Raw genomic sequence first — 12,774 nt, 5'->3', positions numbered from 1 at the left:
AGATACGTCCGGCCCGCTGGTGTTACTTGATCTCCTTGAGCGCGACGATCTTGCCGCCCTCGAACTTGTAGGCCCAGACGCCCTTGTCGGCGACCTCGCCCTTGTCGTCGAACTTGATCTGCTTCGTGATGCCCTGCTTGTCGTAGGAGGTCACGAACTCGAGCATCTCGGCGCGGGTCTTCTTGCCGTCGGCGATGCCGTCGAGGAACACGGTCGCGGCGTCGAACGCCTCGGCCGAGTAGGTCGACGGGTCAGCGCTGAACGCCTTCTTGTAGTCGTCGAAGAACGTGCCCGGGGCCTTCTCCGGCGGGAGGCACGGGCAGGTGACGATCGTGCCCTCGGCGGCAGCCGCACCGGCGCCGTCGACGAACTTGACGTCCTTCACACCGTCACCGGCGATCATCGTGATGGCCTGGCCACCGGCCTGCGACAGCTGCTTGCGCAGCAGGCCGGCCTCGTCGTAGTAACCGCCGTAGTAGATCGCGGTGGCACCGGACGCCTTGATGTCGGTGACGACCGCGGAGAAGTCGGTCTGACCGTCCTGGACCGTCTGCGACTTGACCACGGAGGCGCCGAGGTCCTTCTTGACGATGTCGGCGAGGCCCTTGCCGTACTCGGAAGCGTCGTCGACGACGTAGACCTTCGTCGCCTTCAGGTCTTCCTTGATGTACTTGGCAGCCTGCGGGCCCTGCGCGTTGTCGCTACCGAGAACGCGGTGGAAGGTCTTCCAGCCGTTCTCCGACAGCGCCGGGTTCGTCGCCGAAGCCGAAATGATCGGGAGGCCGGCCTCTTCGAACGTCGGACCGGTCGCCTTGGTCTCACCGGAGAACGCCGGGCCGACCACGCCGATGATCTTCTCGTCCTGGACGACCTCGGGAACGACCGTGGAGGCCTTCTCCGGCTTGCCCTCGGAGTCGTACTTCTTCAGCGTGACCTTGCAGTCCGCGTTCTTCTCGTTGTACTGGTCGACGGCCAACTGGGCACCGTTCGAGATGTTGATCCCGAGCGCCGCGTTGTCACCGGTCTGCGGACCGACGAACCCGATGATCAGGTCGCAGGCCTTGTCGCCGCCACTGGCGTTCGACCCGCCGTCGTCGTCACCGCCGCTACTGCAGCCGGTGATGGCGAGCGCGACGGCGGCACTGACAGCCGCCACGCGCGCGAGGTTGCGAAGACGCACGAGTAAACCTCCACTAAACGTGGGCATGCCGTCCGTCACCGCTCTCGGCACGAATCCGCATCCCCCTGTGTGGGAGGGACTATAGGAGGGCCGTCACTGCTCTGACCAGCCTTGTTGGACGTCGTAACCCCAAAGTGACCAGACGAGAGCCGCGGACGGGACGAAATCCGCACGTCGTACGTCTGACCAGCAGAGACTGACAACCCGGCCGTTACCCAATTGGGACGACCGGGTGCCCGAACGGACTAGCGTTTCTCAACTACCGGCGCGTTGCGTCTGTGTTTCGACGATCGTTTCCGCGACCAGTTTCATCGTCGTCCGGCGGTCCATCGCGGTGCGCTGAATCCAGCGGAACGCCTCCGGCTCGCTCATGCCCTGCTCCTGCAGAAGACCCTTGGCCCGCTCGATGACCTTGCGGGTGGCGAGGCGCTCGGTGAGGTCGGTGACCTCCTTCTCGAGCGCGGTGATCTCGGAGAACCGCGAGACCGCCATCTCGATCGTCGGCAGCAGGTCCTTCTTCTGGAACGGCTTCACCAGGTAGGCCATCGCCCCGGCGCTGCGCGCCCGCTCGACGAGGTCACGCTGGCTGAAAGCGGTGAGGATCACAACCGGCGCGATCCGGTCGCCGGCGATGCGCTCGGCGGCGGCCAGGCCGTCGAGGATCGGCATCTTGACGTCCAGGATCACCAGGTCGGGGCGGAGCTCCTCGGCGAGCTCGATCGCCTTTTGACCGTCGCCGGCTTCGCCGACCACCTCGTAACCCTCTTCGACCAGCATCTCCTTCAGATCGAGGCGGATCAGCGCCTCGTCCTCGGCGATGAGGACGCGTCGCGTCGTAGTTGCGGTTTCGGCGGCGGCCGAAGCCGGGTTGGACGCCGGAGACTCAGCCATGGGGCCTCCTCTGGGTTGACGTGGAGCCGGGCTTTCGCGCCCCGGGTCACGAGGCGTCGGAGGCCGACGGCTGATGTTGCCTGCTGGCGAGCAGCGTACCGGGCTAAGCTGTCAGAGCTTCCGTGCGCGGGCCGTGAACCGGCCGCCGGATACTTCCGGCTGCCCGTTTCCTCCGGTTCGCAGTTGCGGGGGCGGCGCTGGCGGTGGTAACTCCTTTACCGCCACCGCCGGGATGGAGGAATGGCAGACTCGGACGCCTCAAAAGCGTCTGCCCGAAAGGGCGTGCGGGTTCGAATCCCGCTCCCGGCACCGATGACGAGGGCCTGGCCGCAGCTGCGGCCAGGCCCTTTGTGCTGGATAGGTACTGAATTGGTTCAGCCCAGCGAGCCGATCCGGTGGACGCGGACGGTGTTGGTGGCGCCGGCCTGGTTCGGCGGCGTACCCGCCACGATGACGACGCTGTCGCCCTGCGAGCACCAGTCAGCTTCCTGCAGCAGCGTGTCGACCTGCTTCACCATGTCGTCGGTGTGCTCCACCGACGGTGAGAGAAACGTCTCGACGCCCCAGGACAGCGCGAGCTGGTTGCGGACGCTCTCGATCGGCGTGAACGCGAGCAGCGGCAGCTGGGTGTGCAGGCGGGCCACGCGGCGCACGGTGTCACCGGTGAGCGTGAACGCCACCAGGGCCTTGGCCTCGATGACCTCGCCGATCTGACGCGCGGCGGCCGCGATCGCGCCACCCTGCGTCCTCGGCGCGTGCAGCAGCGACGGGACCGGGGTCTTGGAGTCCTCGACCGTCTCGATGATCTTGCCCATCGTCCGGACGGTGAGGATCGGGTAGCGGCCGACGCTGGTCTCCGCGGAGAGCATCAGCGCGTCGGCGCCGTCGAGGACGGCGTTCGCGACGTCGGAGGTCTCCGCGCGGGTCGGGCGCGAGTTCTCGATCATCGAGTCGAGCATTTGCGTGGCCACGATGACCGGGCGGGCGTTCTCCCGCGCCAGCTGGATGGCGCGCTTCTGCACCAGCGGCACCTGCTCGAGCGGGAGCTCGACACCCAGGTCGCCGCGGGCGACCATCAGGCCGTCGAACGCCAGCACGATCTGCTCGAGGTACTCGACGGCCTCGGGCTTCTCGATCTTGGCGATGACCGGGACCCGGCGGCCCTCCTCGTCCATGATCGCGTGGACGAGCTTGATGTCGTCGGGCGAGCGGACGAACGAGAGCGCGATCATGTCGGCACCGAGGCGGAGCGCGAAGCGGAGGTCTTCCGCGTCCTTCTCCGAGAGCGCCGGGACGCTGATCTTGACGTTGGGCAGCGAGAGGCCCTTGTTGTTGCTGACCGGGCCGCCTTCGAGGACGAGGCAGCGGATGTCGTTGCCCTCGACGCCGGTGACCTCGAGGGCGAGCTTGCCGTCGTCGATCAGCAGCCGGTCGCCGATCGCGACCTCGTTGGCCAGCTTGCGGTAGGTGGTGGAGACCCGGTCGTGATCGCCGACGATTTCGTCGGTGGTGATCGAGACGACCTCACCGGTCTTCCACTCGACGGGGCCCTCGGCGAACTTTCCGAGGCGGATCTTGGGTCCCTGCAGGTCGGCGAGGACGCCGACTGCCTTACCGGTGGCCTCTGCGGCCTCCCGGACCCGTTGGTAGACCCCTTCGTGATCGGCGTGTGCACCGTGGCTGAAGTTCAGCCTGGCGATGTTCATACCAGCGTCGACCAGCGCGCGGAGGCGCTCTGACGACGCGGTCGCCGGTCCGATGGTGCACACGATTTTGGCTCGACGCGTCATGAGGTCAAGGTAGCCCTCCTAGTGAACCGATTCACATCCCTCCCGTGGCTGATTGATGTCAACTAGGGTGCTATAGCTGGGGAGGGGTGTGCCGGGGTGGCGTTATCGTGGTGCCCGTGGCCGCCTATGAGTACCGCTGTCGGGAGTGTTCGAGCATCTTCGAGGTGCGGCGTTCCGTGCACGAGAGCTCCCCGTCCGTCGTTCCGTGCCCGGCGGGTCACGCTGACACCTCGCGGGTGTTCTCCGCCGTGGCGGTTGGTGGTGGCGCGTCCGCGCCGATGACGGCCGCGCCTGCCGCTGGCGGTTGCTGCGGTGGTGGGTGCTGCAGCTGATCGGCGCCGTCCCGCTATGACTTCGGTTTCGTGAGGTCGTAGACGGTTTGGGTGCCGACGGTGGTGGCGGTGTAGTTCTGCTGCACCCAGGTGCTGATGTCACTGCTGGTGCCTCGGTCGCCGCCCGGGCCGCCGGTTCGGCCGCCGCCGACGTAGTAGGTGATCTGGCCCTCGGTGACCCATTTCTTGAACTGGTCGAGGGTGGGAGCCGGGTCGCTGCCGCTGAAGCCGCCGATCGGGATCACCGCGCGGTCGCTCTCGAGTTGGAGCGACGACGCGCTCTGTGAGCCGTTGGTGGCTGCGGCCCACTTCGTGGTGGTTTTCTTCAGCAGCGCGACGAGTTCCTTGTTGGCTTGGCCGCCGAAGCCGCCGGGCCCTCCCTGCTGATCACCCTGCCCGCCCATCCCCTGCTGCCCCTGCTGGCCGGGCATCCCCTGAGCCTGGTTCCCCTGCCCCTGCTGCCCCTGCTGACCCTGGCCCTGCTGGCCTGGCACCTGCTGGCCCGGTACCTGCTGGCCCGGTACCTGCTGGCCCGGTACCTGCTGGCCCGGCACCTGCTGGCCCGGCACCTGCTGGCCCTGGCCCTGCTGGCCCGGCGCCTGCTGGGCCTGGCCGGGTTGGCCTTGGGCCTGGTTGGCGGGGAATTGGCCGCCTGGGAAGTAGCCGCGGCGGGTGCCGCCGGGGCCGCCGAAGCCGCTGGTGCCGGCGGGGCCGGCTGTCGGGGTCGAGCCGCTGTGGGGCGTCACGGCGGTCTGGGCGGCGTACGCAGCCGGACCGGCCAACACCGCCACGGCCCCCACCGCCGCACCCACGACCGCCACCCGCCGGGCGATCCGGGCTCCGAGCAACAGAGCCAACACCCCGACCACGCCGGCGACGAGCACCACCCACCGCAGCCACGGGTTCCAGTCCGACGCCCGCCCGAGCAGGTCCCACGCCACGACGGCACTCACCGCGACGATCCCGGCGAGAACCACCCGTCCGGCCACCGCCGTCCGCCACAGCTCCCGCCCGCCGATCGCGAGCGTCGCCGCCACCCCGGGCGCCAGCGCGATGTTGTAGTACGAGTGGAAGATCCCCTCCATGTAGCTGAAGATCCCGGCGGTCACGACCAGCCATCCGCCCCAGAGGATCAACCCAGCCCGCACCCGGTCGGTGCGCACCGCCCGCCGCGTGATCCACAGCCCGGCGATCAACGCCACCACCGCCGCCGGTAGGAACCACGCGATCTGCGTCCCCATCTGGTCGTTGAACAGCCGGGTGATCCCGGTGGTCCCACCGAACCCACCGCCGCCCATCCCGCCGCCACCGCCGGGACCGCCGCCACCCGGTCCACTACCGCCCCCGGACACGACCCGGTCGAGCCCGTTGTAACCGAACGCCAGCCCGAGGAACGTGTTGTCCCCTGACCCACCGATGTACGGCCGGCTGTCCGCGGGCCACAGCATCGTCGCCACCACGTACCAACCGGCGGCGACGACCATCGCGGCGCCTCCGACCAGCAGCTGCCAGATCCGGCGCCAGAGTCCGGCCGGCGCGCACACCAGGTACACCAGGGCCAGCGCCGGCAGCACCAGGAACGACTGCAGCGTCTTGGTGAGGAACGCGAACCCGAGCGCGACACCGGCCAGCGCCAGCCACCATGTACCACCCCGCGACGCCGCCGCGTCCACGGCACGCGTCACGCAGTACGCCGCGACCAGCATCAACAGCACGAGCAGGGCGTCGGGATTGTTGAAGCGGAACATGAGCACGGCGACCGGCGTGAGCGCGAACAGCGCGGCGGCCGCGAGGCCGGCCGCAGGCCCTGACCAGCGGCGGACGGCCGCGTACAGCAGCCAGACCGATGCGACGCCCATCAGCGCCTCGGGCACCAGCATGCTCCAGCTGGAGAAGCCGAAGATGCGCCCGGACAGTGCCATCACCCACATCGCCGCCGGGGGCTTGTCGACGGTGATGACGTTGCCCCAGTCGGACGAGCCGAAGAAGAACGCGGTCCAGCTCTTCGTGCCGGCCTGTACCGCGGCGGCGTAGAAGTCGTTGGACCACCCGGAGGCGCCCAGGTCCCACAGATAGAGCCCGGCGGACACGGCGAGAATCAGCGCGAGCGTGGGGCGCACCCACACGGGATCGCCTGGGCGCCCGCGGAGGCGCCACCGCGGTGCGTTCTCCGCTGGCGCCGTCGGGGGCGCGGACGAGGGGGTCGGTTCGGTCGCAGTCTCCAGCACGGCCCCGACGATCTACGCCGAACCTGGCGCCGAGCTGAGACGAGCCCAAGAACAACCTGTGCTTGTCCTGCTTTGCTCTGACCTGGAGCCCGCTCAGAGCGGCGCTGCCGATCGGGCGGCAGGACGCCGCGTGTAAGTGACACTCAAGTCCTGCCGCCCGCTCGGCAGCGTCGTTCTGAGCGGGCCGCCCACTACCGGAAGATCATGCAGGTGGTGGTGGCGTGGGCGAGGAGGTGGCCGGCGCTGTCGGTTACTCGGCCCTCGGCGGTGGCTACGCGGCCGCCGACGTGGATCACCTCGCCGACGCACGTCAGCGTGCCCGCGTCGAGCGTGATGGCTTTGATGTAGTTGACCTTCAGTTCCAGCGTGGTGTACCCGACGCCGGCGGGGAGCGTGGTGTGCACTGCGCAGCCCATCGCCGAGTCGAGCAGCGTCGCGTGGATGCCGCCGTGCACGGTGCCGAGCGGGTTGGAGAACTCGGGCCGGGTGTCGAGTGTGAAGACGACCCGGCCCTCGTCGGCTTCGGTGAGGGCCATGCCCAGCAGCAGCGCGATGTTCGGGGGCGCTGCTTCGCCCGTCGAGATCGCGCGGATGAGCTCGAGCCCCGAGTGGCCGGCCAGGCCGTGCAGAGCGGACGGGTCCGACTGTCCGGGTCGGATCGTGGTCACGGCGGCTCCTCGCTGCTAGTGAGTTCTGTTTCAGAACCTAGCAGTTCAACGATAGGATGCGGAACATGCGATGGTCGGAGATCGGCGGCGAGCGGTGTTCGATCGCCCGGACGCTCTCGGTGATCGGTGAGCGCTGGACGATGCTCGTGCTGCGGGAGTCGTTCCGCGGCGTACGGCGGTTCGAGGATTTTCAGCAGCGCACCGGGGCGTCGCGGCCGGTGCTCGCCGAGCGGCTTCGGCAGCTCACCGCCGAGGGGGTGCTGCGGCGCGAGCGCTATGCCGAGAAGCCCGACCGGTACGAGTACCGGCTCACCGCGAAGGGGCTCGAGCTGTATCCGGTGATCGTGTCGCTGATGAGCTGGGGCGATCGGTGGATGGACGACGGCAGCGGGCCGCCGGTGCTGTTGACGCACCTCGGCTGCGAGGGGCCGCTCGCCCCCACGCTCGCGTGCGGCACCTGCGGCGACCCGGTCACCGCCCGAGACGTCCGCGCCACCCCCGCCTGACTCATCCGAGCGCGCCGAGCGGTCCCGTTCCGGCGCGCCACAGCCCGCCGGAACGGGACCGCTCGGCGCCCGCTGGGCGCCCGCTCGGCGCCCGCTGGGCGCCCGCTGGGCGCCCGGTCGGCGCCCGGTCGGCGCCCGGTCGGCGCTAGAGCACCGATACCGCGTAGGCGCCGAAGCCCGCTGCGGCCAGTACCGCCACGGGACCGACTCGGCGTAACGCACCGGTCCAGGGTGCTTCGAAGCGGCGGGTGGCCCAGACCAGGGCGGCCAGCACCAGGCAGTGAACCGGGAGCCACAGCAGTCGCCAGCCGGCCCAGCCGAGCCCGTCCGGCAGCTGGTGCAGACCCGGCAGGTCGAAAGTGACGAGCGTCAACAGCACCAGCGCGATCTGGTGCCAACAGAACACGGTGAGCGCGACCAGGTTCAGCATCGCCACCGCCGCCCACCGCCGCGGCTCCCGCAGGAACGACGCCAGCCGGTCGCGGAGCACCACCGCGAGCCCGCATTGCGCCATCGCCAGCGCCACGACCAGCAACGACGGCGGGTGCGAGTTCACCCGACCCGCGCCGGGAACGCCGACCACGCTCGCGGGGTAGCCGAACCACAGCACGAGTGACACCAGCAGCGCCGCCCCGATGCCCGCGAGCACCAGAGCCGCCCGCCGCGACAACCGCCCCTGCGCCCACGCCACACCCAGTACGTACGCGAACGCCCAGCCCGGCAGAACGTTGATCAACCCGACCCACCCGGGCACGTTCTCGACCCCGTAGCGCAGCGCGTCGACGGCCGCGACGGTCACCACCAGCGGCAGCGCGGCCCACGCCCCGAGCCGGCGCACCATACCCACCAGTACCGGCGTCAGCGCCGTGACCACCCCGTACACCGCGATGAACCACAGCGGCTGGATCACCAGAGCGGTCGTGGTGCGCAGCGTCCCCGCCGGGACACCGGCCAGCGCGAGCAGCGGGAACGCGCACGCCAGCACTGCGGTCACGGCGATCACCGGGCGGGTCAGCCGGATCGATCGGCGCCGGATCCACGGGCCGTACTCGCGGTCCCCGAGGCTCCGCGCCGCGGAGTATCCACCGACCAGGAAGAACAGCGCGAGCATCTGGAGCACCCAGCTCAGGGGCGCGAAGTCCGGCAGCGCGGTGAGCGGGCTGCGCACCCGCAGCGCGCCGTTCGCGTCCGGCACCAGTGCCATCACCAGGAAGTGCCCGACCACCACGCCGATGACGGCCAGCGCACGCAGCCCGTCGAGCGCCCGGTCCCGGTTGGCGGGGGTAGCGGCTTCGATTCGAGTGGCAAGCGTCATCGGAGGGTCACCTCTCCTGCGTGTCCGAGCACGATCCGGGCGATGTTCGCCAGCGACTCGGTGCCTTCGGCGTAGTACTGGTCGTGGCCGGTGGCGGTGCCGGTGCGGAACACCCGGGCGCCGAACTTCGGGTTGACCGGCGAGGTTCCGTGGCCCAGGCCGAGCACGCGGACCGCCGGGGTGATGCGGATCGGGTCGTCGGCGGTGCGGGCCGCCCAGACGCGGGCGGTGGTGCGCAGGTCGGAGGCCTTGCCGACGTCCATGCCCGGCGAGCCGATCGCGACGACCTCGTCCACCGGGGAGCCGGGGAGCGCGCGGCCGCACACCACCGAGCCGTAGCTGTGGCAGAGCAGGCTGACGTGCGCGTCCGGCAGGCTGTTCAGGAACCGGCGCAGGGCGCCCTCGCCGGCGATCGCGCGCGCCGACCCGACCGCGGCCAGGTCCACGCGCTCCGGAGCGTCGTAGCCGAGCCAGACGACGATCGCCGCGTCGTCGCCCAGCGCGCTCTGCAGGACCAGCGCGTTGGCCAGCGGCGACACCCGGTGCCCGGACGGCCAGCGCAGCACGTTGTCGAGCCGCCAGCTGCTGCCGGGTACCAGCACCGCGATGTGCTTCGCCCGCTCCAGGTCACCGATCACCTGCACCACGCGGCCGTCGCCGCGCGGGTCGTAAGCCAACGTGCGCCCGGGCCGCACCTGCCCCGTCCCCGCCGTTCGCTCCATCTCGATGCCCCGAGGCCGCCCACCGTGGTCGGTGGGAGTGGCACTCGGCGCCACGACCCACCGCACCGGCGCGAGCGCCGCGGTATTGGTGGGGGCGTCTACGGCCAGCGCTTGTTCGACGGTGGGGGTGGTGGTCTCGGCCAGGACGGATTCGTTGGCGGCGTAACGCATGGTGAGTGGGATGCCGTCGAGGTTGCCGATAGTGGTGGGCGCGAGCCGCACCAGATCATCCCGCTGACGCGGGGTGAGACGCTCGACGAAAGCGGCCACTTCGGAGGGTGCCGCGGTCAGCGCGGGCACGTCTGCGCGGCGCAGGTCCGGCGCGATCGTGGCGACGACGCTGGCCCAGGCCTCGGCACCGAGCGGCGCCTGCGGACGCGAGGAGGGGTTGCCGGTCGCCCACCATCCGGTGGCGGCGATCGAGCCGATGAGGATCAATCCACTGAGGAGGAGGGTGAGGCTGGCCTTCATGCCTCCAGACGCTAGAAATTCTGGCGCCGTGAATCGTCACGCTGCGGAGTCCAGCCTGCCTCCCTCTCAGGTATCGGTCGAGACGTCGACCCTTAGTACCCCCTACCCGACGAGCCCCCGCTGGTACGCGAAGACGACCGCCTGGGTGCGGTCACGCAGGTTGAGTTTTGTCAGAATGTGCCCGACGTGCGTCTTGATCGTCTGCTCGGCGAGGAACAACTCCCCCGCGATCTCCGCGTTGGAGAGCCCCCGCGCGATCAGCCCGAGCACCTCGCGCTCGCGTGGCGTCAGCTCGGTGACAGCACCACCAGGCAGATCGCGCTTCCGGCGGCGTGCGAAGTCGCCGATGAGCCGACGCGTCACCGACGGGGCGAGCAGCGCATCGCCACGCGCCACGACGCGGACCGCGTTGAGCAGGTCCGCGCCCGGGGCGTCCTTGAGCAGGAAGCCGCTCGCTCCGGCGGACAGCGCGTCGTACACGTACTCGTCGAGGTCGAACGTCGTGAGCACGAGGATCTTCGGTGCGTCGTCCTCCGGGGTGTCACCGAGGATCTCGGCGGTCGCGGCGATGCCGTCGAGCACCGGCATCCGGACGTCCATCACGATGACGTCGGGCGTGAGTTCGCGGGCCAGCTCGACGGCCTCCCGGCCGTTGCCGGCCTGACCCACCACCTCGACGTCGCCGGCGGCGGTCAACAGGGTCGCGAGACCGTCCCGAATCATCACCTGGTCGTCGGCGACCACCACCCGGATCGTCATGCGAGCACCTTATTCGGTTGGTTCCGGGTCGTAGAGTCGAGGACGTGATGAGCAGAGAAGAGCTGCGGCAAGGGCTGTTGCCCTGCGGGATTCGCTAGCCGGACCGGCGAATCCCGGCCCATCTCGTCGCTCTGGGAGCACCCCGTGTCACGCGTTTTCTACCGGCGGTTCTGGCTGAACCGGCCCGGATTCCACAGTTCCGCGTTCGTGTTGTCGGAGATCGAGCTGCGCCCGGACGATGGCGGGCTCGACCTGATCGCCCAGTTCCAGCTCGCGGACTGTCGTCGTTCGGCGACGCTCGATTTCGACGTGTACTCGAACGCTTCGGCCGGCGACCGTAAGAACGCGCTTCGCAAGGCGCGTCTTCTGCGCGACTCGGTGAACGCGTTCTGCGACGCGCTCGAAGTCGCCGCCGAGAAGCAGAAGAAGGCGTCCAAGAAGCGCCCTCGCAAGTCCGCCTGATCCGCGAACGATGTGGCGTAGGGGCCGCCCTGGTGGGCCTTACGCCACATCGTTCGTCGGGAGCACCGCTGTGACTTCCCATCCCCCGCCGGGGCGCGGCCCGGCAGACATCTCTCCCCCGAGCATCGCGGCCCGCTCCCGGATCCCCACCAACCCGTGTCCCCCACCCATCGAAGCCCGCTCCGCAGCCTCCGCCGCCGCGCTAGCGCGCTCCCCCGCGCCCCGCGAACCCGCGGCACCCGCACCACCTCCGCGCGCTTCCGCGGCGCGGAAAGCGTCGGGTGGTGGCGGGCCGGTGGCTGCGCCCACGGGGGTGCGGTGAATGGCGTCGATCGCGGTGTTGGTGACGGTCAGGTGCAGGGCCTCGGGACCGTAGCGGACCTCGACCCGCACCTGGCTGCCGGGCGCGTAGCGCGTGGCGTTGCTGAGGGCTTCCTGCAGGATGCGGTAGGCGGAGACGTCGACGGCGGCGGACAGCGGACGCGGGACGCCGACGACGGCGGGTGTCACCGTGAGGCCGCCCGCGCGGGCGTGGGTCACCAGGTCGTCGAGGAGCTCCAGGCCGGGAGCCGGAGACCGCTCAGCGGCCTCCTCCTCGGAACGGAGCAGCCCGACGACAGTGCGCGTCTCGCTCAGCGCCTCCCGCGCGGCCTTGTTGAGCTGCGCGAAGATCTCCACCGCCGCGGGCGGCAGGTCCGGCACCTTCAGCGGCGCCGCCTCGGACTGGATCGCGATCATCGTCATGTGGTGCGCGACCACGTCGTGCAGCTCACGCGCGATGCGGCCCCGCTCCTCGAGCACGGCCTGGCGGGCCAGATCACGCTTCCGGAGCGCACGTTGCTCGTCGAGCCGGGCCTGAATGCTGCGGCGGCCACCGATCGCATCCCCGAACAGCAGCCCGGCGAACGCGGACGCCATGAGGATGTCGCCGATCCAGAACGGCATCCCGGCGGTCACCCCGAACACGAACACCGCGACACTGCTCAGCAGACCGACGCCGAACCAGATGGGGCGCGGGTGGGACGCCCCGATCAGCATGAGCGTGAACAGCATCGCCACGCACGCGGTGACCGGCCACGGCCACACCACCCCTTCACGCGGACCGAACGTGACCGCGAGGGGTGTGTACAGAAAGCAGACGATCATGATCCGCCAGGCCAGCAGCGGCCGCGCCGGCGCGACGACGAACGGCAACGCCAGACCTAGGCCGAGGAACGCGGCCAACACGCTCGGGACGCGGAGCGCCAGCACCAGTTCGGCGATCGTGCCGCCGGTGAGCGCGCCCCCGAGCAGCACGGAGAACGCGCCGAGCGCCCACCGCCGCCACCCGCGCCGGGGCAACCAGGGGCGCCCCTGCACGGGCTTGATCGGCGCCCGAACGGCCGCGTCCCACACACCGAGTAGGTAGGACGCGACCGCTTTCATGAGCCCGAGATTACGGTGTGAGCGC

At 70.1% G+C, this 12,774-nt stretch carries 12 protein-coding genes and 1 tRNA gene; 4 read left to right on the top strand and 9 right to left on the bottom strand.

Going from position 1 to position 12,774, the window contains the following annotated elements; translation table 11 throughout:
- Positions 1-22 precede the first annotated feature (22 nt).
- A complete protein-coding gene (locus ACGFY5_RS18135) occupies positions 23-1,156 on the bottom strand; it encodes a branched-chain amino acid ABC transporter substrate-binding protein (RefSeq protein WP_392721156.1) in 1,134 nt (377 codons plus the stop codon).
- A 279-nt stretch (positions 1,157-1,435) separates the two neighbouring features.
- Entirely contained in the window at positions 1,436-2,071 is a 636-nt protein-coding gene (locus ACGFY5_RS18130) for an ANTAR domain-containing response regulator (protein ID WP_392721154.1), read from the bottom strand.
- A 226-nt stretch (positions 2,072-2,297) separates the two neighbouring features.
- Here ACGFY5_RS18130 and ACGFY5_RS18125 point away from each other — a divergent pair.
- Positions 2,298-2,380: transfer RNA gene (locus ACGFY5_RS18125), tRNA-Leu, on the top strand.
- Positions 2,381-2,445: 65 nt separating this feature from the next.
- Here ACGFY5_RS18125 and pyk read toward each other — a convergent pair.
- On the bottom strand, positions 2,446-3,861 hold the full coding sequence (pyk, locus tag ACGFY5_RS18120) for a pyruvate kinase (RefSeq protein WP_392721153.1): 1,416 nt from the start codon (positions 3,859-3,861) through the stop codon (positions 2,446-2,448).
- 86 nt (positions 3,862-3,947) lie between these two features.
- Here pyk and ACGFY5_RS18115 point away from each other — a divergent pair, with 86 nt between their 5' ends.
- Positions 3,948-4,193, top strand: coding sequence for an FmdB family zinc ribbon protein (locus ACGFY5_RS18115; RefSeq protein WP_392721151.1), 246 nt, complete (start codon positions 3,948-3,950; stop codon positions 4,191-4,193).
- 14 nt (positions 4,194-4,207) lie between these two features.
- Here ACGFY5_RS18115 and ACGFY5_RS18110 read toward each other — a convergent pair whose 3' ends face one another.
- Both ACGFY5_RS18110 and ACGFY5_RS18105 read right to left on the bottom strand, forming a co-directional pair.
- Complete coding sequence (locus ACGFY5_RS18110) at positions 4,208-6,319, bottom strand: ArnT family glycosyltransferase (protein ID WP_392721150.1); 2,112 nt, start codon at positions 6,317-6,319, stop codon at positions 4,208-4,210.
- 293 nt (positions 6,320-6,612) lie between these two features.
- Positions 6,613-7,089, bottom strand: coding sequence for a PaaI family thioesterase (locus ACGFY5_RS18105; protein WP_392721148.1), 477 nt, complete (start codon positions 7,087-7,089; stop codon positions 6,613-6,615).
- Positions 7,090-7,154: 65 nt separating this feature from the next.
- On the opposite strand from ACGFY5_RS18105, the gene ACGFY5_RS18100 reads away from it, so the two are divergent.
- Complete coding sequence (locus tag ACGFY5_RS18100) at positions 7,155-7,595, top strand: winged helix-turn-helix transcriptional regulator (protein WP_392721146.1); 441 nt, start codon at positions 7,155-7,157, stop codon at positions 7,593-7,595.
- Between the two features lie 145 nt (positions 7,596-7,740).
- Here ACGFY5_RS18100 and ACGFY5_RS18095 read toward each other — a convergent pair whose 3' ends face one another.
- The 3 genes from ACGFY5_RS18095 to ACGFY5_RS18085 all read right to left on the bottom strand — a co-directional run bounded on the left by ACGFY5_RS18095 (position 7,741) and on the right by ACGFY5_RS18085 (position 10,862).
- Positions 7,741-8,910 carry an acyltransferase gene (locus ACGFY5_RS18095; RefSeq protein WP_392721144.1) on the bottom strand — a complete coding sequence of 390 codons (1,170 nt, stop codon included), beginning with the start codon at positions 8,908-8,910 and terminating at the stop codon, positions 7,741-7,743.
- A complete protein-coding gene (locus ACGFY5_RS18090; RefSeq protein WP_392721143.1) occupies positions 8,907-10,103 on the bottom strand; it encodes an alpha/beta hydrolase in 1,197 nt (398 codons plus the stop codon). The genes ACGFY5_RS18095 and ACGFY5_RS18090 overlap by 4 nt, the downstream gene beginning before the upstream one ends.
- Positions 10,104-10,205: 102 nt before the next feature.
- Entirely contained in the window at positions 10,206-10,862 is a 657-nt protein-coding gene (locus tag ACGFY5_RS18085; protein WP_392721141.1) for a response regulator, read from the bottom strand.
- Between the two features lie 144 nt (positions 10,863-11,006).
- Here ACGFY5_RS18085 and ACGFY5_RS18080 point away from each other — a divergent pair, with 144 nt between their 5' ends.
- Complete coding sequence (locus ACGFY5_RS18080; protein ID WP_392721139.1) at positions 11,007-11,324, top strand: hypothetical protein; 318 nt, start codon at positions 11,007-11,009, stop codon at positions 11,322-11,324.
- A gap of 39 nt (positions 11,325-11,363) precedes the next feature.
- Here ACGFY5_RS18080 and ACGFY5_RS18075 read toward each other — a convergent pair whose 3' ends face one another.
- A complete protein-coding gene (locus tag ACGFY5_RS18075) occupies positions 11,364-12,749 on the bottom strand; it encodes a sensor histidine kinase (protein WP_392721137.1) in 1,386 nt (461 codons plus the stop codon).
- Positions 12,750-12,774: the final 25 nt, after the last annotated feature.

This window comes from Cryptosporangium sp. NPDC048952 (assembly GCF_043197895.1).
Classification (GTDB): domain Bacteria; phylum Actinomycetota; class Actinomycetes; order Mycobacteriales; family Cryptosporangiaceae; genus Cryptosporangium.
This window is presented reverse-complemented; position numbering and strand designations above follow the sequence as displayed.

Coding starts and splice junctions, on each gene's coding strand:
- ACGFY5_RS18130 (WP_392721154.1), bottom strand. CDS start 2,071: ATGGCTGAGTCTCCGGCGTCCAACCCGGCTTCGGCCGCCGCCGAAACC.
- pyk (WP_392721153.1), bottom strand. CDS start 3,861: ATGACGCGTCGAGCCAAAATCGTGTGCACCATCGGACCGGCGACCGCG.
- ACGFY5_RS18100 (WP_392721146.1), top strand. CDS start 7,155: ATGCGATGGTCGGAGATCGGCGGCGAGCGGTGTTCGATCGCCCGGACG.
- ACGFY5_RS18095 (WP_392721144.1), bottom strand. CDS start 8,910: ATGACGCTTGCCACTCGAATCGAAGCCGCTACCCCCGCCAACCGGGAC.
- ACGFY5_RS18090 (WP_392721143.1), bottom strand. CDS start 10,103: ATGAAGGCCAGCCTCACCCTCCTCCTCAGTGGATTGATCCTCATCGGC.
- ACGFY5_RS18085 (WP_392721141.1), bottom strand. CDS start 10,862: ATGACGATCCGGGTGGTGGTCGCCGACGACCAGGTGATGATTCGGGAC.
- ACGFY5_RS18075 (WP_392721137.1), bottom strand. CDS start 12,749: ATGAAAGCGGTCGCGTCCTACCTACTCGGTGTGTGGGACGCGGCCGTT.